This window comes from Paraburkholderia hospita (assembly GCF_002902965.1).
GTDB classification, from domain to species: domain Bacteria; phylum Pseudomonadota; class Gammaproteobacteria; order Burkholderiales; family Burkholderiaceae; genus Paraburkholderia; species Paraburkholderia hospita.
Window position 1 is genome coordinate 1 of the sequence record NZ_CP026109.1, and the last position, 22123, is coordinate 22123.

Below are 22123 nucleotides of genomic sequence, written 5' to 3' on the forward strand. Positions count from 1 at the left end.
ATGGCGGCGGAGGACAATCCGGAAGAAGGCAAGCCGAAAGTGACGCCTCGGCAGATGGCGCTCGCGCTGTTCGAGGACATGTTCGACCTGGGCTTACCCATCAGCGAAGCCAGCCGTGAAATTGGTTACCAGCGCAACAATTTCTTCACCCAGGTCGTCAACATGGGATTGCCGGCGCGACGTTTTCTGGACGCCGCGTATTTCATTGTTGCCCAGGAGCAGGAAGCACGGGACCAATACGACGTCGAGCTGAACTATTTCAAGTGGCTGATGCGCTACGACAGCCGCAATCTGAAGCACCTGCGCACTATCGCAGAAGAAGCGCAGGATGCGAAGATTCAGGTTACCGACACGCCGCTCGACCGCGATCCAAACGAAAACGATCTATGGGTTTCGGTTCAGTTGATGGGCATGGTCGGCTTTCACCGCGGGCGCATCCGGTTCGACGTGCATCCCCGTCTGGTTCCGCACATCCGCGATCCCAAAAAATCACACTGGCTGAGTCTGCGCATCTCGACGGCCTTTACCCGCAGCCTGGCGCGCGCGATCTATGACCAGGTCCTGCCCAGTGTCCCGAATGGCCGGACGGAATGGATACGGCTTGAAGACATGCGAAACTGGCCGGGCAAAATGGGAGCGAATGCGGCCATCTTCAAATACTTCAAGCGCGACTGGCTTGAGCCAGCTGTGCGTGAAATCAATGAGGTGTCGGACATCGAGCTGTCCTATGAAACCCGGACCGAGTCCAGCGCATCGAAGAAAATCGACCGTATTAGGTTCCTGCTCAAGCGCAAGGATACTGCCGACGCCGCGCTGGCCAGCCTGGCTGACGCCAGCCACCTGTACAAGATTCTCAAGGAAGAATTCAACCTGTCCACGAAACAGTTCAGCGAAATTTCCGAGAACCGCGAAGTCTGGACCGATGCGCACATGCAGCAAGCTGTCGAATACACACGTTTCAAGCTTAATCGCGGACAGATAAAACGCAGTCCCGCCGGTTACCTGATGCGCGCTTTGCGTGATAACTGGAAGATGTCTGAAGCCGAGAGGAAGATGGTCGAGGTTCAGGCGAAGCTGCTTACGGAAGAAACTGATGCGGCAGTGATAAAGACAGAGACCCAGGCTTCGGTCGCACACACCATCGCTTCGCGCGAAGAAGAAGTCCGTGCACGTATGAACGAGGAGTCGCGGAAGGGCCGTGAACACTTCAACGCGGCCGACGCCAAAACCCGCAAGGAACTCGTCCGCGCATGGGTGGCGTCGAGGGAGGGCAAGCTCATGCTGCGTCGGATGAAGCTTGAGGCCGCGACGGTGACAGAGGAGGAGATCGTCGCGAATGCAGAGCTGGTGTGGTATTTGGGGCAATTCATATTCGGACGTGTGAATTCGTCGCGCGCGGCTGCGTGAGTGACGGAAATAACAACCGCGGGTTTCCAATGGGTTCGATCATCTCCGAATGGGGAGATGACGTGGTGCTTCTCCGGTTTTTCTTTTTATGGGTTAAGTCCGCGCTCAATACTCAGCGGTCGCCCGTGTCGTGTTAACTCATCTCAGACGTGTTGTCAGCCGAGTACAGCGACAACAGCCCCAAACGACCGAGGAAACGGTCTCGTTGGCTCTCTCTCGAACGCGGGCAATACGGTACTGAATCCCTTCTGCGGATCGGGGCCAAGAAGTATGTCCGAGCGCAAACCGGGTCGCCGCTACAAAGGTATTTCTATGCGGTTGCGAAAGTACGGTTCAAGCGGGGAAGTAATCATCACTCGGTCGGTCGTTTAGCACACGTCGAAATAGTGTAGGCGCGTAACAACTCCACGACGGACTAGACTCCCTGCGTAACGATCAGATGCAGGCGGTCCCCCCAGAGGATCGCGATCGATTCGTTCACCGCCTGACGCCGATCCTTAATATTCGCGCGAGCGCGGGCGGGTGGCGACAAGTGCACGCGGCGAGCTGACTGAATGTTTCACCGCTGTCGCTGGCAAAGCCTCAATGAAGCGATATCTCAGTTTTGTTCTGTGGACGAGGCGCTCCAACCTTCCTTTGGTCGCCAAATACATCCGAGGCCGGCGCGATCACAGAGCAGGGCCCATGCAGAGTAGGGAATTGTGGCATCTTCGCTGATCCACCGGCGTACTTGGCGGCCTCCCAACTCGGACATGCCAAGATATCTAGCAATCGCTCGTCCCGGCAGTCCAGTCATCCGGATCACCTCTTGGATCTCCGCACCTCGCGGTCGTTCCCAACCGTCGTCGGCTGGGCGCAAACACTCAGGGCGGATCGTGATTCCGTAACTAATTGGCAAGACCACTCCTTGTTTTCGAACCCAGCGTGTATCCCCCGCGGCATCGCTGCGGGGGATACACGCGCCCTCCGGGCGCTTGACGACCCCGACCAAAGGTCTGCCTGCGTCCGATTCAGATCGTCCCGCCTCGATCCGCGGCGGGACGGCACTCTCCCCACGCATTCCGCGCGGGTCCCGGTGTGTCTCGATCCGGGCGTGCGGCGCGCGCGACACACCCCTCATTATCCGACGTCTGGCTTGCAGCGGGGAGGGCGGTTGCTCCGTTACGGCGGCCGTCAACTGTCTGACACGCCATTACAGTGGCAGCTCTCGCTGATACAGCGCAACACGAATGGCGTCCATCTGCTTAGGGGCAATCCGCGACACCTCGATAGACGATGCCTGCTCGTAGACTATCAATCAACCCGTAGGCGTCGGCCGGCGGACGCGCCGTTACGCGTAGCGCAGCATCCTCCTCGGGGGCCTATCGGACGCGCCAGTAGTTGAGTGCCTGTTCGATCTTGGCTGTAGTCGAAGCCCTGTGAATGGCGATCGAAATCCGACATTAGATGGCGGCGTCGCGCAACCTTGCGCGGGCGTTGCATCTGAATTGGCCTCGGCGAGCCTCATTGACGATATCCGTTGTGTTCGATGGGCATCACAACAGGTCCGGAGGGTGGTACCCGTTCGAAATCGGCGAGAGCGGTGCGTGCGATGGACCACAACTCCTCACGATGAATGCCAATGGTGTGCCCGTTACGGTCGAGCATGTCCGCGATGCGTATCAGCGCGTCTGCCGATCGTGCTGCTGCATCAGCCAACAATGCCATGCGATACAGCTCGCCACGAACGATGTTTCGATCTCCGTACTGCCACATCGCTAGCAAGGGAAGAAGGGCCGCCAGCCAGGTAGGTCGGGTATTGAGCTTATCCATGATGTCTCCTGGTCGGACCCCGGCCTCCAGGCCGGGGAACCCAGTTAGCCGCGCAGGCGGCGCATTTCGTCGGCGAGCACCCACAAGGCGCGGTTAAGACGAACGTTCTGGTCGATGCTGGTGACAGCGCGGGTCGTGGTTGCCCGGCCGTTCACGTTGCGACCGTGAAGACCACCACGGAGCATGTTTTCCTGAACGCGGTTGAATGTCGTCCAGAGGTCGGACGCGCGATCTTCTATACGACGGGGTGCGAGAAGCTGCCTTTCAGTGACGGGCGCGGTCTTGTCTTCGTCATAGCGCAGCGTCAACGCTGCCCGGGCGAAGGCTGTCTGCTCGCCTTCGTCCAGCACCGTATCCGCCATGTCTTCGCGCTGCTGTGCAGCACCCTCGAAGCTGTCCAATACCTTGAATGCGCCGTCGATCACCTGACCGACGACATCGCCCTTATGCGGCACGCGGATATCGCTTACGTTATCGCCGCACACAATCCCGTTCTTGCAGACAAAGCGGAACATACCGGCGAGCATCTGATAGCTGCTCGTCCCATCGTGACTATTCAAAAGGATGATCTCGTTCGCCTCAGATCCGCTGATCTGGTCTGCGTGACGCAGACGAAGCATGTGCTTCGTATATGCGCGTCTGCCATCGTCCCGCACGCGAGTCTGGCAAACCATGAACGGCTGAAAACCTTCCTTGCGCAAAGCGTCGAGCACATCAACGGTGGGGATGTAACTGTAGCGATCCGAACGACTTTCATGCGCTGAATGCGCCAGGATGGAGGGCGCTATTTCGCCAATCTCGTCATTGGACAACGGGTGATCCGCGCGCAAGGCGAGTGCGTTGCGGCCGAAGCGGCTTGCAAGCATATTCATTGCTGTTCCCCAGAAGTAGGAGCAGTCCCGGCCTGCAGGCCGGGGCCGGTTGATTAATCGATTGCGCGGAGGATGTTGGCTGCCTCTACATGTTGCGCGGCGAACTCTCGCAACTGGTGATAGCGCGCGACGATGGCGTCATCGATCGTGTGCTCTGCTAGGTGACAAAGAGCGAATAGTGTGACGGTAATGCCGAAGGCGTCCGCGCCCATCAAGTCGCTGTAGCCGTTCATATGCCAGCGGACATGCACGCGGTCGATATTCGAGGGCGCCATATAGAAACCACCATTCGACAGCGTGAAGAAGTTCCAGTAGCCACCCTCATAGCTACAACACAGGCGCGCAGCCCACTCATAGACCATCGATTCGCCGGTCAGGTAGTGACGACCGAGGAAGCGGGGCAGGACGTTCATGCGAAGTTCGTCCGGGACGAGTGAAGAATTGATTTTGATTTCGAGCATCGGTTTCTCCGGTTTGGCCATCGCTCTATTGCGCGGCACCTTTCTATATTAGGACATAAAGCCCGTTTAAGATAATTCGATTGGAATATAAATAATTAAATGTGCTTAACAATTATTGCAACGCAATTACTTTTATTAATCCATCAATATAAGGACTAATAGACCTATAAATTGAATAGCGATGACCAGACCGGAGAAATCTGATGAGTGAAAAACAGGGCAATCGGGACAGCTACTATTGAGTGCGTACTGTTCAGCCGCCTTTGCCGCTCACCGCTGAATGTGCGTAAGAAAAGCTCGACCGGTATTGAGGCGTTGGCGGAAGCGATTGACGCAAGGGCGTGATGCTGGACCTCGTTGTGCATGAAATGAAAAGTCGCGCGAAACTGCCGAAGCTCGGCGTGTGCGCGGGCCAGCGACGTCTGGCCGCGCTAGATCTGCTGTGTGAGCAGGGGCGAATCACAAAGGACTACCTGGTACCGGTACTGAACGTGAACTATGGCGAAGCCCTGGCGGCCTCGCAGATCGAGAACCGCAAACGCGAGGCGATGCATATCGCGGATAAGTGGGCCGCGTTCGGCTTTTTGACGGAGGGGGCAAAAGCGTGGCTCACATTGCAGCGCTGTCCAAGGCGCCGGACATCGCCGTGCGTCGCGCATTGAAAATCGCCAACCTGTTGCCGATGCTGCTTGACCTGCTGCGTGAGGACAGACTCGATTATGAGCGGGCGAAGGTGCTGGCGTGACGATCACGCTATGCAAGAGCGCGTATGGAACGATGCGGACAACGTGTGGGAACAATGGCCCTCGGAGTTGCATGCTGCGATCACAACCGCTGAAATCGACGCGCGCGAGAATACGCTCGCGAAGTTTGTCGGCCTGGAGGCCTATGAGGCGCCAGGTGGCCACGCGGTCGTCGCGATCTGTTCAGTGATGACCAGATCGCCGGACACATCGAAGCCCCCGACCTGCCCCACCGGCTCGCCACGGATCGGCTGATCGAACTGTCGCAAGGGACCGGCTCGATGCTGAAGTTTCCGCTGCGACGTATGCCGTTGACCTGTATGCCGAACGGTTCGAATCGTTCGATGCGGATGACATGAAAGGGACGGGAGCCTTCGGCTATCTCGATGATGTAAACGGCCACGCAGCAGCGCACACCCAGGGAGCGGCCCCTGCACGGCGAAAAACTCTGCAAGCGACTGACTGCGCACTGAACCGCTGCTGTGCAGATCGAGCTTGCACAGCAGCCAGGTGTTGCGCTTGCGGCGCTGATGTAACGCATGATTCCCGTTGTTTTCGATGACCTGTACGGTTACGTCTACACCGATCATGCGGTCAAGATCGATGTGCATACGACGCGCGATGCGCTGGTGTCCAATGCCGACGACATGGCTGACAGCGTCGCACGGAAGGCACTTGAAAGCGAGCTGTCGAAGTGGGCGCGAATGCTGCCGAAGCGGACCGACGAGCTACTGCCGTGGCTGCTGCAGCAGGATACCGATGTGATGTCGAACCCTTTGCATTCTGCGTGACGGCGACGGTAGACGGCATCAGCCCTCTGGATCGTGCGCACCCCGCCAACGAACTGGCGAATACGCTTGAAGTGGATCTGACGCGCTACTGGAAGGCGACGCGCGCGGGCTATTTCGAGCACGTCCCGAAGGACCGCATCGTGACCGTGGGTGGGGAGATCGTTTCGACCCAGGCTGCGGGCGAACTGCGTGGCATGAAGAAGGGTGATGCAGCAGCGGCTGCCGTGCGCCGTATGACGGAACTCGGGCTGGTTGCCTGAAGTGCTGCGTAACCGCGAGGTACCGGAATGGATCACGTAGGGACGTTGGGACGATGAGGAGAACCCAGGCGGAGAACCCAGGCGGAGACCCCGACGACGAGTCCGAACCCGAAGGCGAACCGGAAGGCGAAATCCTGGCCAGGTCCGACCAGACGGCCGAGAGGCAAATAGACGGTGACGCTGAGGAAGCTGAAGCCGCCTGAGCCGTCATCCTTTAAGCGGTATCAGTTATGTGGCCGTCCGGGCGAAAGCCCGGGCGGCTTTTGCATTGCCGGAAAAAAGAAGCCGGGCCGCTCGCGCGTCTGGCTCCATCAACACACGCCGGACTGATCGGGTGGCCAGCCGGGTTGCCCTGTTCACGGCGCCGCATGCGAAGCCTGGAGCCGCCCCTTTTCTGCAAGCAGCCTGTCGCCCTGAAAATCCTCAAGCCTGCGCGCGGCGCGCGCAAATCACGGCGCATGGTGATCCTTACGGAATGAAGACGGTTCAGCGTTTTACTAGCGGCGGGTTGTACTTTCGCTTCATCTCTTCGAGTTCGTCCATCGTGATCACCGGATCAGCGTATTGCTGTGCGTAGAGTTTGCTGATCTGGACACCTGGGAGGGTGGGGTTATCACGGCGCAACTGTGCAGCCGATTTGATCGTGCGGCCATTCGAGAGGGTTTCCGTCCCGACTTCCCCGGATCTGATGACGCTTGCCGGAGCGGGTGCAGGCACCGCGTTATCTGCCGGACGACGAACCGATCGTGTGGGATTGCGCCGTTTGCGGATTCGATAGAGCGCCTTGTCGAAAGTGCGAAGGTTCATTGTGAAGCCGCTTTCATGAAGACGGGCGAGCACTTCTTCGCGCGACACGCCACGTGCAAATGCCGCCTCAACATGCTCAATGAGTTCCGCGAGTCGCGCGGACTCGGATCGTCTGGCTTGCGTATCGGCTTCGGGCGCGAGCGAAGCGATGGCCCGGCGGGTATCGATTTCGGACATTGGAAGCGGGTGTCTCAACGATGGGGTAATGCTGCCATAGAAACGGGGTAAAGGTGTCATGCAAAAGGGGTAAAGTTGGGGTAGGGTGCCGTATTCGTGGGGTAGACGTGTCATACTTGTGCCGTAAGCACGACTGACAGAAAAAATCGAGGCACGTCGGATATGTTTACGCATCGCTACGCGCTTCGTAAAATATCGTGTGCCAAAGGGGCAAGGCCCCTTTGCAACCCCGACGCGGGCCACTGCACCGCGTCCATCGCGTCGACAGGATTGCCGGCGACACTAAGCACTGCCTGGTATGCAATATGAATAGGAGGCGCTTGCGATGATTCCGACCATCGAATGGGTGATCCAGATCGTGATGAAACCCCACGCGTCAGGGCGCAACAGGCGATGGCGGTATCTGCCGTGGGCGGGTTATGCCTGTCCCACGACGGGCGATCAGGCGATGCGCGCTTTAAGCGAATGCGAAGCATATTGGCCGGCACACGAATTCCGTGCACATCCGATCGATGGCGATATGACGCGATTCGATCTCCCCGGTCAGGCGGCAGACTGGACGCATCCTGTGGGGCTATGACATGCCACGCAAGAAGAGCAACGATGGGGCAGGCCTAGGCAAACCGATTGCATTCCGGTTGTCAGATGCGGACCGCGCGGTCTATCTTGATAAGGTGAACCGAAGCGGGCTGACGCAGTCTGAATTTTTCAGGCAGGCGGTATTGACGAACCGGACCCAGGTGATCGCACGACCTGTCGCCAGTGCGGACCGCAAGCGACTGCTCTACATCTTCAACAAAGCCAGCAACAACCTGAACCAGATCGCGCATCGCGCGAACTCTGAACACCTGAGCGGCGATCTGTCGGAAGCGACCTACGAACAACTGCTCTCGCAGCTGCAGATGATCTCGCGCTATCTGAGAAGCACGCTCGAGAAAGTGGACTGACAGGGTACAACGCGCATGGGCACTGATCTTCCCAACATGGCAGCAGTGGTCACGAAGAACGTGATACTGGATGAGCAGGATGTGAATGGCATGCGACCGTTAAATCTCGTTCATCCGATATTGCCGATGGGGCTTGAGTCGCCGGGAGATGATGGTTCGTGCAGCTTCAGACATGGGTGGTGAGCGATGCTAATTCGGATTCGCGGCTACCACGACGGTATCAAGGCTTACCTGGAGCAGGGCCAGAAGCAGGATCGTGAATTCGAACGTGACGAGATGGATGAACGCGTGGTTCTCGCGGGCGATCTGACGATGACCAACGACATCATCCAGTCGATAGATACAACAGCCGAGCGCTATATCAATGTGACGCTGTCGTTCAAGGAAGATGAGGTTTCGCGAGAGGTCCTCGCGGAGATCGTGCGCGAATTTGAGGCTTTCGCTTTTTCCGCGTACCGGCCCGATGAATACAACTTCTATGCGGAAGCGCATGTGCCGCGGCTCAAGAGTTACGCTGACCGGCGCAGCGGCGAGCTTGTCGAGCGCAAAGTTCATCTTCATGTCGTGATACCAGAAGTGAACCTGCTCACGGGACGGCGACTGGAGCCGTTCGGCAAGGTTGACCGGCATCACCACTTCCTTGAAGCCTTCCAGGAGCACATCAACGCGAAATACGGACTGGCGAGTCCGAAGGACAACCGCCGTGTGCATTTCACCGATGCGTCGGAGATGATCAGCCGGTACAAGGGCGACGTGTTTGCGCCGATGAACCGCGAGCTGAAAGCCGCGATCCTCGAGACGCTGATCTCGCGCGACGTCACCCGTTACGAGGACTTCCGGGCGCTGCTTACCGAATTCGGCGATACACGCACCCGGAACGCCGGCAGCGAAGGTGAATTTGAAAACGTCAAGGTGCCCGGTGCGGCGAAGGGCGTGAACCTGAAGGAGTTCGTATTCTCGCGGGAATTTATTGAATTCGATTCCGAAGGCAAGCGCGAGGCGCTGAATCGTAACGTCGGCAACGTGCATGCCGAGTACATCGAACCGGGGGTACCGCGTCCGACGCCCGGGCATTATCTCGACGCGCTTTTCGAGTGGAACGATACCCGCGCGCGGGAGATCAAGTACCTCAATAGCGGTAGCCGTTTCTACAAGGATTATCAGGCCGCGTCACCGACAGAGCAGCGACGCATCCTGGACCACCGCGAACAGCGGTTCTATGACGCAGCAGGAGGACTCAATGAGCGGGCACGACGAAGCGGTAGTGGATCAGGAGACTGGCGAGACTGGAGATGGCAGCGGGGGCGGCGGTGGCACGAACCGCAGCCGGCGGAGCACGAAGTCAGGGAGCGGTGGCGAAAGTGGAAACAGGGAGCGGATCACGACCTTGACGCTCGCTTCGATCGATCCCGTTCGCCGTCCGGATCCGCACACGGTATGCGAAGTGTGCCCGGCCGCGGTATGGATGGCGACGCCGCGCGACGTCAAATGCTTCTGCCGCCTGATGCACTACTGGAGTTGGGAAACCACCAAGCCGACCGAATTGACCAATTGCGATGGACTGGCGATCGCGAGCGAGCGGGACGCGAACAACTAGAACCAGCCAACGCGTCCCTGCTCGATGTGATCGCGGCACGCATGTACGCCACGTGGGATGCGGCCGATGATACCGGTCGGGCGCGGCTCGCAGTGACCGCTGCCGACAAGTTCACGCGTACCGGAGGGCCGTTTGACGATCGGGGGCGATCAGGCCACGGCTTTGGTCTGAATCCAGCGTTCGGGGGCGGACAGGCGCCGAAGGATTTTGGCCCAGACGATCAGATCCGCAGTCTCGCGGATATCCCGTCGCTCAATGCCATTGTTTCGCTTCCATTCGAGCCGGCACGGCGTGATGTCGCTGATCTAGTCGAACGCTTCAATTCGCGCGCCCGGGCGTCGAGCGGACGGGAGGCCGATACCGTTCGCGACCAGTTTGCGCGGGATCTTGTCGAGTCGCGCAGCGTCCGTCGCTCGCGGGAGCGCACGGAGTTTGCGGAGATTCGGGAGACGCTTGATGCCAGCCGGCTGCTCGCGGTACTTGCGCATTCGCACGGGCTGATCGTCGAGAAATACAGTATCGGGAAGGGCGATGACGGCGGCGATCGCATCCGGGCAGGGGCGCGTAATCTGAACGTGTCCGACTTCCTGACGAAAGAAATGAATCTCTTCTGGGAAGAGGCCGCCCAGCTGCTACGCGACACTTATCGCGCACAAACGGGACATCGCCCCGGGCATGCGCTGCGTCGTACGCCCGAGCGTGACCTCTGGCAAGAATTCCAGCAATGGCGTGTGGCATATCGCGGTGGATTACGCCGCGCCTGGCATGAGCAGGTTCAGGAAGAGAGGGCGCGCCGCAGCGCGATCAAGACGGCGTTCTACGCGGCATGCAGCACCGTAGTGGACCGGAAGGACCTGTCCGCGATGGAACGGCGGGAGCAGCTGTCGGCCGCGCGCGTGACCCGCCTCGAAGCCGAGGCTGCGCTGCGCGATCGGGTGTCAAAGGAACGTGACGCGCTTAAAGGAGCAGGACGGCAACCGGTCACGGACCAGTATCGGGATTTTCTGCGGGAGCGCGCCCAGATGGGCGATATGCGAGCGTTGCGCGAGCTGCGACGCATGCAGGAGATTCGCCAGCCGGTCAGACATGTTGGCGACGAGCGTGTCATCGCGCTAAGTGGATCATTCCAAGCGTCCAGACCAAAGGTCGGAGCTAATCAGAACGAGCTTATCCACCACGGCCCGTCCATCACCTATGAGGTGCGCCCCAGCGGAGAGGTCGACTACCGCAAGGATGGCGTAGCCTTTCTCGTTGATGAGGGTCACACGTTGCGGCTATGGGATAGCGAACGTGAAGCGATCGAGATCGCGCTGCGTTTCGCGCAGCAGAAGTTCGGCACCACGCTGTCGCTGTCCGGCCCCGAAGCTTTTCAGGCCGCAGCGGCGCGTATAGCCGCCGATACGCGTATGCACATAGTGTTCGAGCAGGCGGAATTGGAGCAGATCCGCCAGGTCCGGCTGGCCGAGCTCGATGCCGAAGCGCACGAACGTCGGGTCGCGCAGCGCGAGCGCGACGGGCAGGAATCGGATGAACTGCGCAATACCGTACGTGAAACGCAACTACCTGTCCGTGACGATCTGCCCACCCAAGGCCGGGATGCCGAGCCTCCGGCAGATGCCGACGTACCCGATAGCGGTCCCGATACCGAACGATAAGCACCCAGCCGAGAGGAATCCGATGACCCGGTTTGCTACCCTCCACCGCAACCGCGTCGTGGCTGTCGCGGACACCGTGATTTTCAGTGGCACGCCGTCGCAGGTCGTGAACCGGCCCGCTTACGTCAAAAGCGTGGTTGCCGCGATCATCGTGTTTGCCGGCTACCTGTATGCGACAACCTGTTGGCACGTGCCGTGGTTCGCGCCACTGATTGCGTTGCTGATGATCGCCATCGGTGTCGTGGTGGCGTACCTGCGAACGGCGTGCACGGAAATCGTCATCGACCCTGCGGGCGTCACCTGTCGGCAGGGCATTTTCAACCGTCAGATACAGAGCCTCGAGCTTTTCCGCATCCACGATGTGACGTCGCTGCATCCGTGGTGGTAGCGGGCCTTAGCAACCCTTTCGCATGGGTAGCGTAATCGCGCTAATCAGTGACTCAAACAATCCCCACTGGTGGTTACGAGGGATGCTTGACGCGCAGCGGTTGCGCGATAGCCTCAACCTCGCAGCGATCGTGTTGCGTGACGCGAAAGGCTTTCATGAAGTGAATATCGGCAGGGTTCAGCTTGGTGGTTTTTCGGTTCACGTCGCGGCAGCCAGATGGTCCATAGCCTGGAGCAACAATGCTTCCATCACTAGAAGTCAATGAAGGACTGGGAAAGAAGCCACGCGTGCTCGTCCTTGAGATCAGGGATCGCAATAAAACTGATCGTGGTGTGATCGCGCGTTTGCTCGTCGAGCGCGAGGAGCTATATGACCGCTATGCTGACGGACAGTTGCGTCAGGCGCGGATCGAACTTTCGTATCGCATGATTGGCGTAGCTGTCGCGCCCGCAAGCGGGCAGGGCGAATTCAGGGGATGCTACTCGGCGACGGATAATCGAGTCTCCGTGACAGCGTCCAGTGTGTGGGAACATGGCTTCGTGACGCTCGATCTTCCGGGTCTCGAGGGGCAACGTGTCGGCACGTATCTCATGAACGAGATCGTCAGGTGGGCCCGTAAGTGGCCCGACGCGGACGTGAACAACATCGAACTGCTTGAGGGCCAGGCGTACAAGAGGAATACGGCCCGGCGTAATCGCTTCTACGAACAGTTTGGCTTTACGTTCGACTGCATGGACGCACAACATCGGGCCGGGATGTCGCACCCGGTCAAGGTGCGTGATCTGAAGGCTGTCGAGAGCTGGAAAGACAATATCGCCGAGCGGCGCATGTTCGATTTTCTGATGGAGCAGGCCGACTCGCATCGGGCTGCGCAAGCAGAGGCAGGGGGACTATCCCGTTCACTGCAGGATCTGATTGGCGAGCGCAAACGGGAGGAGGCTCACCCGATCTGGTGGGCAATGTGGCAGGTTTATTATCGGCGTACCAACTGGGTTCTCGGCGCGGCACTGATCGCCGGTGCTGCGGCGCTTTTCCATTTCGCGCGTTAGGCAAAGCGATTGTCGAACGTCTGATCTGATCGGCTCCCGCCTGTGATAGCTCGGTGCTCATTGCCGATATTGAAGTCGACGGTCTTCGTTCAGCGTGTAGGGAATCAAAGACTGCGGGATAGGTGAGCAGAGGGCGACAGTACAACGGCGAGCGCATTAGTTGTTGAAACTGTCGACCCATGCGCGTGCCCATCTGAGACCGGCGAGTTCTGCCTCTTCTTCCGTGTCGAACTCGCCGAGTACACCCGAAGCTTCAAAAACCTTGTTGTCGAGGGTGATCGAGTCGCTGCCTGCATAGCGTCCGCGCTGCGAATTCTCCTTTTGCTGAAAGGATGGCGTGCCCCCAGAGCATGCACCCTTTATGGTTTTCGCTTCGCATCAGCGTTCGACCTCCGTCCGAGCGTGCTGTCCATCCACGCGGAGCACGTTATCCTCAGGTGCCAACTGGCGCGGAATATCTTCATAACGCGGTTCGTGGGTACGGCGCCCAACATTCGCGACGGAAGCGTTCGGACCGGGCACCGCCGCGACGACGCGGTGATGTGACCGCTCGTGCGCAAGTGGGTCGCTCACGCGTTGACGTTGTTTGGATGTCTTGCGAGCCGTATGTGCCGGCTCCATCCTGCCGCGCGCTTCCGTTGGATTCCACACTTCAATGTAATGCTCACCCGCAAGCGCGGGTGAGCATATCGTCAGAAAAAACACACAGCAACTGAAAGCCGTCGTCATCCGCTTTTCTCTTGCAGAGCTTTGAATGCGCTCGACGTATTCCTGATCCGTGATTCCGTCGCCTGCTCCATGAGCCTACGTGTTCGAGTTACTTTGGCGAATCACTGGACGCTGTGGACCGGGATGAATGCAACTTGGGTGGACAGTACGTTTTCGCACGGACAGAACCGAGGCCGGTGCCTGTGGGTGTAGTGGTTTATTTCGCTAGAATAGTCACTGTTGCACGTGCATTGACAAACAATATGAGTTCAAAGCGACGTGGGGCGCATGCTCCCGGCCCCCGAAAACACCTCACGAAAGCCATGCTATTACCGATGGCCGAGGCGTCTGTGCGCGAGCAGTCACTATCATCGCATCTTGCTCTGGTCGCCTGCAGGGATGGTCACGGGAACAGGCATCTGTTTAATGAACTAATGCGCACTGTGTACGTGGCATGGTTCCTCCAGCAGGACGGCTACGGAGAGGAACCTGTCAACAGCTTCAAGACCGCGGAATATGCTGTGGAAGCCGCGCTGGAACTGGCGCACATGTCGGATGAGTGGGTGCTCGCGGAGGATACTGTTCCTGTTTTCGAGCGTCTTCTGGCGCTGCATGATTCGCAACTCGCGACCGCTCCGCTGCATAAGGTGATTCACGCGGAGCAACGTCTCAGGCAGTTTCTGGCGGGAACTGCGAGTTCGCCGATTCCTGAAGCCGATCCGCCTGGAAGGTCATAATGGACCATGTTCGCAGCGAGCGTGATGACCATTCGGGTGCACCGCGCGACAGTGTGCCGATCATACGGCGTCGAAAAGATCGAGTTGTCGGGAATCGACCGATCGAGTGATGGCAGACTGATTTTCAATCGGTCTTGCAGTTTCCACCCTCGTTTCGATCCGGAAGAAATCAGGATTGACGCCAGCGTTTTTCGCAGCGACGAGCCAGTCTGGCATGTCGCCGAGCCCATTCCATTCGTGGCCTCGTGCATCGCGATATAGCGGCGGGTGGGCCTTGTCGTGTTCAATAGAAGCTGACAACGCTTCGATGGAAATGCCGAACTCGTCCATGCGGCGGCGGATCCAGATAATCAGACGATCCCGGGCTTCGCCGTCAGCGATTTTTCCTCTCATGACTTCAGCTGTGAAATGTGACGAACACAAGTATAGCTGGAGCGTCATCACCGTCGTGAACAGGTTTCGCACAGACCTGAGATAGCGAAAACAAAACCCTATAACAGCATATGAAGGGGTATCCATCCTCGTTGGTATTGGCCAACCGTCGCCCTTCGGCCTTCCTGATGGTTGCATTGACTCCGGACGGAATCGCGGCAAGTCGGCGGCCGTTGCGGTCGTTAAGCCGGTCGCCGGCGTAGGGCAGTTGTTGGTCGCTCTGCGGTCATTGGACCATCTGTTACGTCGAACGACAGCTGTCCTCCTGCCGGAGGACAGCACCCGACCCGCAGCGGTCCGACGGCGCAGCTCTCGGGCAGCGGCGGGTTTCAGGTGCGAAACAGTCGTTCAACGCGATGGGCCGCTAGCTCCAGATTGTCCACCTGAAATCACGCTCAGGAGGACGGGTAGAACAAACAGACTGATTTCTCGGGGGAGTCCGAATGGCGCACATCCTTTTGCTCGGCATCGGCTCCACTCGTAACTAGGGCGGCTGGCTCGTCGACGACCTGATCAGCCGCTTCGCAGATAACCGGGATCTCTTCAAGCGGCTCGAACCTACTGAATATCCGTGCATCAATGTCAGCAAAGAAAGGTCGATAAACCAGTGCGCATTCGGGACTGGATGACCCGTTTGCGGAGACAGGGTGAGGCCGACCTCCGTGCATGCGGGCGAATAACGGTTCCTGAAAGCGTTGCGTGCTAGGGCCGAGCACGCGCCTTTGGCATAATGGGGGGCAGAACCGGCAAACCGGCTCTGCATGCGCCGATGGTTCGCGTGGCATTACGGCGTATTTGCAGGACTTGTACCTTATCAAGGAACTTCAATGTCGAATGTTTTTCTTTGTCACCGCAAGGGCGACGCCGAAAGTGTAGAACGTCTCGCAAGGGAGCTTGAGGCTGCGGGCCATGCTATCTGGTTTGATGAGTGGGAGATTAATGTCGGCGATTCAATCGTGGCGGAGATCAATAAAGGCTTGACCGACACTGCGTATCTGGTCTTGTGTTATTCCGAACACGGGCCCTCCGACTGGACTGATCGCGAATGGCATTCGACCTTGCACCGGCAACTAAGTGGCCACAACGTCCGGTTGTTGCCGGTACGCGTCAGTGGCGGCCGTCCTCCAGCCATCCTCGCGGATATTCGCTTTGCAGACTTGGTGAGCGATTGGGAAGCAGGGGTCCGGGATCTTCTAAAAGCCATCAAATGACAGTGAATGTATTGATTGCACACGCTTCGGGGGAGGAAGACAAGGCGGAATTGCTTGCTCGCCCGATCCGCGAAGCGGGTTACACCGTTTCTCATTCTGGGACGGTACTCGTTGGTGATTCTGTCGTCGCCCAAGCGAGCACCCTGCTAGCGCAGGGGGGCCCGGTTGTTGTATGTGGCACCGTTCGAGCAATGGGGACTCGCTGGGCGCGACAAGTCGCGAGCGCGGCACGCAATTATCCGGGAGTGCGCGTCTTCGTTGTGCAGATGGAGGAAGATGCTGACACAGACGCCGTAGCCTTCGAGCAAAGGGTCGCTCTATACCATGAAGATCCTCGCAGGGCGGCGGCTGAGCTGATTACAGCACTGTCAAAGAGCTACCCCCTTGGATACGACGCAAAATTAAACCTGCGAGCTTACGACCTCGAATCTCGGTACCGGGAACTTGCATTGAAGGCATGTGACATCATCGATCTGGCGAATTTGCCAGAAGACGACCGTCATTTGGCATCGCGCGAGTTGGAATTGCGGCGACTATATGTTGCATTGAGAATGCATGTTGAAGTCCATGCCACCGAGGAGGTCAACGACGAAACACTGTTGGCTTTGGAATCTCGTCGCACACCAGAGTGGGGAGATGGATTTACAACAAACGAGGATGCCGAGAAGTCGATCTCCCTGGGTGAGCGCCTCGCTGCGGTAAAGCGACTTGTTGTCCTTGGCGACCCCGGAGCAGGCAAGAGTACTCTCCTTCGCTGGATTGCGACAGCATACTTGTTGCGCTTGCAGAATGCGCCTGACTGGAGCGAGCTCCCAGACATAGCTAGCCTACCGGATGCGGACTGGCTCCCTATCCTGATTCGGTGTCGAGATTTGCCTGCTAATGCTGGCACGCTGGAGGAAATGCTGCATCATAGTTTGCGAAAGAGCGAGCTAAGTGAAACGCAGTGTGAGCAATTGAAAGAACTTCTGCGATCCAAGGTCGAGGGAGGGACGGCGCTCTTGCTTGTGGATGGACTTGACGAGATCACTGAGCCGGCGGCCCGCATGCGCTTTGCTGCGCAACTGGAGCAGGTGCATCGCGCATTTCCCGATGCCCCGATGGTAGTCACGTCGCGAATTGTTGGTTACCGCGAAATGGGCTACAAAATTAGGAGTGGCTTTGAACATCTAACGGTTGCCGATCTGACAGCTACGGACAAGGATGACTTTGCCCAGCGGTGGTGCGATTTAACTGAGCGACCAGACCGGCGAGTCGACGCCGCACGTGAATTATCGCAGGACATTCACTCAAGCGATCGAATTGAACGCTTGACTGGAAACCCTATGCTCCTAACAACAATGGCTTTGGTCAAGCGCAAGATTGGCCGATTGCCTCAGAGGCGTGTAGATCTATACGAAAAAGCGGTGGAGGTACTACTAAATTGGCGCAGTGCAGTGGATGCTGCCCTGGATCCCCGAGAAGCATTGCCACAACTGGAGTATTTGGCTCACGCCATGTGCGCTGACGGCGTGCAGCAACTTCGAGAAGATCAAGCTCTGGAACTGTTGAGACAAGTCAGAAACAATTTCCCGCACATTCATGCATTGCAGCAGCATTCCCCAGAAGATTTTCTTCGGCTGCTTGAGCGCCGGACCGGACTTCTCATGCAAAGCGGGCATAAGCGCCACAATGGGCTAAGTGTGCCGGTTTACGAGTTTAGACACCTCACGCTTCAGGAGTACTTGGCGGGAATTGCATTGGTTCAAGGCCATTATCGTGGCCGCGACAAAAGCCAGCGTCTTGAAGATGTAATTGCACCGCTTGCCGGTGAGGTTGGCCAGTTTTTTTCACAGGGCACAGGAGAGCCTGATGTCGCCGTTGTCGAAAACTGGCGCGAGCCTTTGCGCCTATGTGTCGCTGCGTGTAACGATGACATCGTCGACAGCGCAATCTTGGCAATTCTGCGTCCCCTGCCCGGGGAGACGGGAACAGCGCGGGCACGGCTGATCCTAGCGGCTCTCTGTTTGGCCGATGAGCCGAATGTCAGTACTGAAGTCGGCGAGATCGTACTTAATGCTGTCCCGGAGTGCGTTGAGGAGATGGACGGAAACGGTCTAGGCCTTAGAACTGGACTTGGTATTGCCGCACACAGCATTTCGCAATCTCGATGGGCGACGGCACTAAAAGACAACCTTCTCGACGCATTTCTTAAGAATTCCATAGACACAAGAAGTAGCTGTGGTGGTCTCTACGGTGAGATTAGTATTGATCGGCTCGACGCCGACGCTAATTTAGATACAGTGTTATCGAATTACGTTGACCGGCTGCGCACGTGCGATGAACGCGAAGCAGCTGGAATTAGCCTCACGGTAATGGTCCTAGCATATGAAAATAAAAACTGCAGAAGGAAGGGGTTAGCGGATGCTCTTCTCCGGCGAGTGTCGTCTGAGAATCCCGCCGTTAGTCATGCAGCAGCTTGGGCGCTCGGATGGATGAGTACGACCGGCGCGTTTCCATGGAAGGCCACCAAGCGGCAACTCACGCGTCTAATTGATGCTCTTTCGAACTCGAGGTGTGACACTGAGGCGGTCTATTGGATAGCTAAGGTACTTCGGCGCGCTCGATATGCGGAGGGCTGCGACGCATTGATAAGCTACCTTCCTATCAGCCATCCTCGGACTCGCGCAGAAATTCTAGAAACACTGGGCAAACTCAGCGGTGGTCGCATTGAGGCCGTAGCGCAACACTATGTGCGAGACTCCTCGGAGAAGGTTCGTCGAGCGGCCATGTTTGCGCTGAGCTGTGGTTGTGCGGATGATATCGATCAGAAACTCATGCGCGATCGTCGGCTCGCCGAGACCTTCAAGTCAGGACGCGACCCGGCTGCGTCCATCTCCTTAGAGACCGTAAAAGATATTTCGCGGGGGCTTGCCCTATCGGAAATCGAGACAGTGGAACGGCTCAAAAGACTTTCGGAAAAGTTCGACCTTAAATTGAAATTAACTAAGGCCGTTAGAGAGAAATTGGAGATTCGACATTGAGTCGGTTGACCGGCTCAGAATGTCACGCTTCGACTACCTCGCAGAGTGGCCGAAGCGTGAGTTTTGAAATCGATCACGGACCGACGGTGTAACGTAGAGCTGGTCAAAGACAGTTTCAGCGCAGAGCGATCGCGCCTTTTCCATCGCCTCGGCGCTGCACCTGCCAGCGGCCGTTTGACCCCAGCATCCATCCGCGCGAACTACACCGTTGCTTCACCCACTGCCCCGACGCAGCCATTGTTGAAGATCGTCCTTTCAGCGAAGGGCCTGCGGCCGCTTACGGGTGACGAACTGACATCTGAATGTGCGAGCTAGTGCCGTGGCGAACGACTCTTCCTGGCCGACTGCCGTCCCACATGGTGGGCGAAAAGCGACCCAGGCTGTGTGGAAACCTGATGAAATTCCACTGCGATGCGTGACCGCTGACCGGAGCGGCGCGTTTGACTGCCTTTGCGGTCATCACGGCGACAACGAGGAAGTGAGCCCTGTGAGATGCCTTTGGGACGAGTTTAAGGGCTTTGTTTCAGGATCTGGTTGACAAGCGCCAGAAGCAGATCGAAGAGAGCATCCAGCGGTATCCTTACCTTCGGTGAAGTTGCGATCGCGTGTATTGACTGTAAGCGCTCGGCAAACCCGTCTTGACGGGTGGAGCTAGCGGACGATCGCAGTCGGTTGCCAGCGATGCGGCAGCAGTGTCTCGACTTCACTCGCTCTGTGCGTCGGCAACCGCGTGAGGATGTCCTTCAGATAGGCGTGCGGGTCGTGCCCGTTGAGTTGTGCCGAGCGTATCAGGCTCATGATGGCGGCAGCGCGTTGACCTGCTCGCAGCGAGCCGGCGAACAGCCAGTTGCCTCTGCCGATGGCCCATGGACGTATCTGGTTTTCGACCCAGTTGTTATCAATGGGCACGAGCCCATCGTCGAGATAGCGCGTGAGCGCCTCCCATCGTTTGAGGCTGTAATCCAGCGCTTTCGCAATCGCCGAGCCCTCCGAAACCAGCTTTCGCTGTACCACCATCCATTCGTAAAAGGCGTCGCACACTGGTTTGGCCAGACTCTGACGTCGCCTTCGGCGTGCTTCGGCATCCAGCACGGCCGCGTCGCGTTCGATTTCGTAAAGCCTGGCGAAGTAAGGCAGAGCCTGCCCGGCGATCTGGCTGCTGTGATTGGCGTGCAGATCGAAGAACTTGCGCCTCGCGTGCGCCGCACAGCCAATTTCAGTGATGCCTTGCTGGAATCCCGCCTTGTACCCGCTGTAATCGTCGCAAACCAGCTTGCCCTGCCAGCCGGCAAGGAAGGTGCGGGCGTGTTCGCCCGCACGGCTGTTGGCGAAGTCATAGACCACGCCGCGCAGTGTGCTGAACTGCGCCGGTGTATACGCCCAGAGGTAGGCCCTGTGCGTCTTGCCCGAGCCAGGACTGAGCATCTGCACCGGCGTCTCGTCTGCGTGCAGTACACCCTGTTGCAGGATTTCCTGATGGAGCGCGTCGACCAGCGGTTGCAGCTGCACGCCGCACATGCCGACCCAGGCGCCCAGTGTCGAACGCGGTATCGCGAGACCCGCGCGCGCAAAGATCTGTTCCTGACGATACAGGGGCAAGTGATCCGCGTATTTGTTGACCAGCACCGACGCCAGCAGTCCCGTGGTGGGGATGCCCTTGTCAATGACGTGTGCGGGCACCGGCGCCTGAATCAGCGTTTCGCAGTTCTTGCACACCCACTTTCCACGGATATGCCGCTCAACCGTGAAGACGCCTGGCGTGTAATCCAGCTTCTCGCTGACGTCCTCGCCAATCCGTACACGCTCGCAGCCACACTGGCACACGTTGCTATCGGGCTCGTGATGGATCTCTGTGCGCGGCAGCTGTGCTGGCAGCGCTGCGCGTTTAGGCTGCTGGCGCGACGGGTCGGCGGGAGTGTCCGGCTTAAGCTGCTCGAGTTCCAGTTCGATGGCGACCAGATCCGCGTCGATCGCTTCATCCAGCAGGTTCATCTGCTCGCTGCCCAACTGTTCGCTGCGCCGGCCGAACTGCTGGCGCTTCAGGATCGAGATCTCATGAGTCAACTGGTCGATACGGGTCTGCCGGTAACGCAGTTCCCGTTCCTTCTCGTCGACCTCCCGGGTCTTGTCCTGAAGCTCCCGTTCTCTCTCCTGGACCTGGGCAATCAGTTGCTCTGCAAGCGTGCGCAACTGTTCCGGGCTGAGGGCGTTGAGATCGGCGGGCAGGTTCATGCAGGCCAGTCTGCCAGAACCCCAGACACCGTGGAAGCGCAACAGTTTTCGTCCCTGCTGGCCTCATACGACGCGGATCACACCGTTCGGGCCGATGCGCTGCCACGGCAAGCCCACCACCAGACCTGCGAGTTGTTCCTGCGTGAGCGCATGATGCTTCGGTTCGCTACCAGAGTGAGGCCACACGAACTGCCCCTCGTTCAGCCGTCGCGACGCCAGCCAGATGCCAATACCGTCGTGGACCAGCACCTTCAGGCGGTTGGCCCGCCGGTTGGCGAACAGGTACGCATGGTGCGGGTGCGCAGCACCAAAGACCTTGACGACACGCGCCAGCGCCGTATCGAAGCCGGCGCGCATGTCCAGCGGATCGACCGCCAGCCACACCTCATCGATGCGGATCACACGAGCCACTCACGCAGCCAGGCAGCGCATTGTGCTGCCTCTGATGTCGGCCAGCTAACCGTTATCGACTGATCTCCACGATGAATCTCGATGCGGATCTCAGACGATTGTGGACTCGGTGTTGTCAATGCCACTGGCACAAAGGCTGGCAGCGACGGTGGTGTGGCTGGCGGGCGGCCCAACGGTCTTCTGGGAAGTCGACCTTCTGCCTGATCGATCCAGCGTCGAAGCAAATTCGCATTGAGCCTGTGTTCCAGCGCGACCGCCGCAACCGATACGCCGATTCCCTGACAGGTCGCTACAACCTTGGCCTTGAACTCCTCGCTGTAGCGTTGACGACGACGACGCTCCGGGAGTGATTCCGATTCGATAGTGTTCACGTGTCCGCTTATTTGTTAAGTGGACACGATAC

Annotated in this window: 21 protein-coding genes and 1 pseudogene; 13 read left to right on the forward strand and 9 right to left on the reverse strand. The window is 58.3% G+C overall.

Going from position 1 to position 22123, the window contains the following annotated elements; translation table 11 throughout:
• Positions 1-1407 (forward strand): replication initiation protein, encoded by a 1407-nt coding sequence (locus tag C2L64_RS48800; RefSeq protein ID WP_090836783.1) that lies wholly within the window; start codon positions 1-3, stop codon positions 1405-1407.
• Positions 1408-2910: 1503 nt separating this feature from the next.
• Here the strand turns inward: C2L64_RS48800 and C2L64_RS48810 are convergent.
• The 3 genes from C2L64_RS48810 to C2L64_RS48820 are packed head-to-tail and all read right to left on the reverse strand — an operon-like array spanning position 2911 to position 4552.
• On the reverse strand, positions 2911-3219 hold the full coding sequence (locus C2L64_RS48810) for a hypothetical protein (RefSeq protein ID WP_090836785.1): 309 nt from the start codon (positions 3217-3219) through the stop codon (positions 2911-2913).
• A 44-nt stretch (positions 3220-3263) separates the two neighbouring features.
• Complete coding sequence (locus tag C2L64_RS48815; protein ID WP_007738703.1) at positions 3264-4091, reverse strand: DUF932 domain-containing protein; 828 nt, start codon at positions 4089-4091, stop codon at positions 3264-3266.
• 53 nt (positions 4092-4144) lie between these two features.
• Complete coding sequence (locus C2L64_RS48820; protein ID WP_007738704.1) at positions 4145-4552, reverse strand: antirestriction protein; 408 nt, start codon at positions 4550-4552, stop codon at positions 4145-4147.
• A gap of 604 nt (positions 4553-5156) precedes the next feature.
• Between C2L64_RS48820 and C2L64_RS55515 the strand changes: the two genes are divergently transcribed.
• From C2L64_RS55515 to C2L64_RS55530, 4 genes are all read left to right on the forward strand, one after another.
• Positions 5157-5297: a hypothetical protein gene (locus tag C2L64_RS55515; RefSeq protein WP_244144517.1), complete on the forward strand. Its 141-nt coding sequence runs from the start codon at positions 5157-5159 to the stop codon at positions 5295-5297.
• Positions 5298-5307: 10 nt separating this feature from the next.
• On the forward strand, positions 5308-5550 hold the full coding sequence (locus C2L64_RS55520; RefSeq protein WP_244144518.1) for a hypothetical protein: 243 nt from the start codon (positions 5308-5310) through the stop codon (positions 5548-5550).
• A 284-nt stretch (positions 5551-5834) separates the two neighbouring features.
• Positions 5835-6086 (forward strand): hypothetical protein, encoded by a 252-nt coding sequence (locus tag C2L64_RS55525; protein ID WP_244144519.1) that lies wholly within the window; start codon positions 5835-5837, stop codon positions 6084-6086.
• Positions 6083-6346: a hypothetical protein gene (locus tag C2L64_RS55530; protein WP_244144520.1), complete on the forward strand. Its 264-nt coding sequence runs from the start codon at positions 6083-6085 to the stop codon at positions 6344-6346. Before C2L64_RS55525 ends, C2L64_RS55530 begins: the two co-directional genes overlap by 4 nt.
• Positions 6347-6832: 486 nt before the next feature.
• Here C2L64_RS55530 and C2L64_RS48830 read toward each other — a convergent pair whose 3' ends face one another.
• Positions 6833-7330: a hypothetical protein gene (locus C2L64_RS48830; protein ID WP_090836789.1), complete on the reverse strand. Its 498-nt coding sequence runs from the start codon at positions 7328-7330 to the stop codon at positions 6833-6835.
• Between the two features lie 325 nt (positions 7331-7655).
• Here C2L64_RS48830 and C2L64_RS48835 point away from each other — a divergent pair, with 325 nt between their 5' ends.
• The 5 genes from C2L64_RS48835 to C2L64_RS48855 all read left to right on the forward strand — a co-directional run bounded on the left by C2L64_RS48835 (position 7656) and on the right by C2L64_RS48855 (position 12966).
• The gene (locus C2L64_RS48835) at positions 7656-7910 is read left to right on the forward strand and encodes a hypothetical protein (RefSeq protein ID WP_090836792.1); all 255 of its coding nucleotides are present in this window, start codon (positions 7656-7658) and stop codon (positions 7908-7910) included.
• A gap of 1 nt (position 7911) precedes the next feature.
• Entirely contained in the window at positions 7912-8277 is a 366-nt protein-coding gene (locus C2L64_RS48840; RefSeq protein WP_090836796.1) for a plasmid mobilization protein, read from the forward strand.
• 186 nt (positions 8278-8463) lie between these two features.
• Positions 8464-11529 (forward strand): LPD7 domain-containing protein, encoded by a 3066-nt coding sequence (locus tag C2L64_RS48845; RefSeq protein ID WP_090836798.1) that lies wholly within the window; start codon positions 8464-8466, stop codon positions 11527-11529.
• 22 nt (positions 11530-11551) lie between these two features.
• Positions 11552-11917: a hypothetical protein gene (locus tag C2L64_RS48850; protein WP_090836801.1), complete on the forward strand. Its 366-nt coding sequence runs from the start codon at positions 11552-11554 to the stop codon at positions 11915-11917.
• Between the two features lie 239 nt (positions 11918-12156).
• The gene (locus C2L64_RS48855) at positions 12157-12966 is read left to right on the forward strand and encodes a GNAT family N-acetyltransferase (RefSeq protein WP_143055768.1); all 810 of its coding nucleotides are present in this window, start codon (positions 12157-12159) and stop codon (positions 12964-12966) included.
• Between the two features lie 156 nt (positions 12967-13122).
• Here C2L64_RS48855 and C2L64_RS55535 read toward each other — a convergent pair.
• A pseudogene (locus C2L64_RS55535) lies at positions 13123-13345 on the reverse strand (hypothetical protein).
• A 652-nt stretch (positions 13346-13997) separates the two neighbouring features.
• Here C2L64_RS55535 and C2L64_RS48870 point away from each other — a divergent pair.
• Complete coding sequence (locus tag C2L64_RS48870) at positions 13998-14411, forward strand: hypothetical protein (RefSeq protein ID WP_236674491.1); 414 nt, start codon at positions 13998-14000, stop codon at positions 14409-14411.
• A 60-nt stretch (positions 14412-14471) separates the two neighbouring features.
• Here C2L64_RS48870 and C2L64_RS48875 read toward each other — a convergent pair whose 3' ends face one another.
• Positions 14472-14804, reverse strand: a complete 333-nt coding sequence (locus C2L64_RS48875; RefSeq protein WP_090836892.1) for an H-NS family nucleoid-associated regulatory protein — start codon at positions 14802-14804, stop codon at positions 14472-14474.
• Positions 14805-15670: 866 nt separating this feature from the next.
• Here C2L64_RS48875 and C2L64_RS48880 point away from each other — a divergent pair.
• On the forward strand, positions 15671-16054 hold the full coding sequence (locus C2L64_RS48880; protein WP_158660660.1) for a toll/interleukin-1 receptor domain-containing protein: 384 nt from the start codon (positions 15671-15673) through the stop codon (positions 16052-16054).
• Positions 16051-19077 (forward strand): NACHT domain-containing protein, encoded by a 3027-nt coding sequence (locus C2L64_RS48885; RefSeq protein WP_158660661.1) that lies wholly within the window; start codon positions 16051-16053, stop codon positions 19075-19077. The genes C2L64_RS48880 and C2L64_RS48885 overlap by 4 nt, the downstream gene beginning before the upstream one ends.
• Positions 19078-19728: 651 nt before the next feature.
• On the opposite strand, the gene tnpC is transcribed toward C2L64_RS48885, so the two are convergent.
• The 3 genes from tnpC to tnpA form a co-directional block, all read right to left on the reverse strand.
• A complete protein-coding gene (gene tnpC / locus C2L64_RS48890) occupies positions 19729-21309 on the reverse strand; it encodes an IS66 family transposase (protein ID WP_090836813.1) in 1581 nt (526 codons plus the stop codon).
• A gap of 63 nt (positions 21310-21372) precedes the next feature.
• A complete protein-coding gene (tnpB, locus tag C2L64_RS48895; protein WP_143055769.1) occupies positions 21373-21711 on the reverse strand; it encodes an IS66 family insertion sequence element accessory protein TnpB in 339 nt (112 codons plus the stop codon).
• Positions 21708-22091, reverse strand: a complete 384-nt coding sequence (gene tnpA, locus C2L64_RS48900; protein ID WP_158660662.1) for an IS66-like element accessory protein TnpA — start codon at positions 22089-22091, stop codon at positions 21708-21710. The genes tnpB and tnpA overlap by 4 nt, the downstream gene beginning before the upstream one ends.
• Positions 22092-22123: the final 32 nt, after the last annotated feature.

What these genes read in the sequence shown, in the direction of transcription:
- C2L64_RS48800 (WP_090836783.1), top strand. Translation starts at nt 1, where the DNA reads ATGGCGGCGGAGGACAATCCGGAAGAAGGCAAGCCGAAAGTGACGCCT.
- C2L64_RS48810 (WP_090836785.1), bottom strand. Translation starts at nt 3,219, where the DNA reads ATGGATAAGCTCAATACCCGACCTACCTGGCTGGCGGCCCTTCTTCCC.
- C2L64_RS48815 (WP_007738703.1), bottom strand. Translation starts at nt 4,091, where the DNA reads ATGAATATGCTTGCAAGCCGCTTCGGCCGCAACGCACTCGCCTTGCGC.
- C2L64_RS48820 (WP_007738704.1), bottom strand. Translation starts at nt 4,552, where the DNA reads ATGCTCGAAATCAAAATCAATTCTTCACTCGTCCCGGACGAACTTCGC.
- C2L64_RS55520 (WP_244144518.1), top strand. Translation starts at nt 5,308, where the DNA reads ATGCAAGAGCGCGTATGGAACGATGCGGACAACGTGTGGGAACAATGG.
- C2L64_RS55525 (WP_244144519.1), top strand. Translation starts at nt 5,835, where the DNA reads ATGATTCCCGTTGTTTTCGATGACCTGTACGGTTACGTCTACACCGAT.
- C2L64_RS48830 (WP_090836789.1), bottom strand. Translation starts at nt 7,330, where the DNA reads ATGTCCGAAATCGATACCCGCCGGGCCATCGCTTCGCTCGCGCCCGAA.
- C2L64_RS48835 (WP_090836792.1), top strand. Translation starts at nt 7,656, where the DNA reads ATGATTCCGACCATCGAATGGGTGATCCAGATCGTGATGAAACCCCAC.
- C2L64_RS48840 (WP_090836796.1), top strand. Translation starts at nt 7,912, where the DNA reads ATGCCACGCAAGAAGAGCAACGATGGGGCAGGCCTAGGCAAACCGATT.
- C2L64_RS48845 (WP_090836798.1), top strand. Translation starts at nt 8,464, where the DNA reads ATGCTAATTCGGATTCGCGGCTACCACGACGGTATCAAGGCTTACCTG.
- C2L64_RS48850 (WP_090836801.1), top strand. Translation starts at nt 11,552, where the DNA reads ATGACCCGGTTTGCTACCCTCCACCGCAACCGCGTCGTGGCTGTCGCG.
- C2L64_RS48855 (WP_143055768.1), top strand. Translation starts at nt 12,157, where the DNA reads ATGCTTCCATCACTAGAAGTCAATGAAGGACTGGGAAAGAAGCCACGC.
- C2L64_RS48870 (WP_236674491.1), top strand. Translation starts at nt 13,998, where the DNA reads ATGCTATTACCGATGGCCGAGGCGTCTGTGCGCGAGCAGTCACTATCA.
- C2L64_RS48875 (WP_090836892.1), bottom strand. Translation starts at nt 14,804, where the DNA reads ATGAGAGGAAAAATCGCTGACGGCGAAGCCCGGGATCGTCTGATTATC.
- C2L64_RS48880 (WP_158660660.1), top strand. Translation starts at nt 15,671, where the DNA reads ATGTCGAATGTTTTTCTTTGTCACCGCAAGGGCGACGCCGAAAGTGTA.
- C2L64_RS48885 (WP_158660661.1), top strand. Translation starts at nt 16,051, where the DNA reads ATGACAGTGAATGTATTGATTGCACACGCTTCGGGGGAGGAAGACAAG.
- tnpC (WP_090836813.1), bottom strand. Translation starts at nt 21,309, where the DNA reads ATGAACCTGCCCGCCGATCTCAACGCCCTCAGCCCGGAACAGTTGCGC.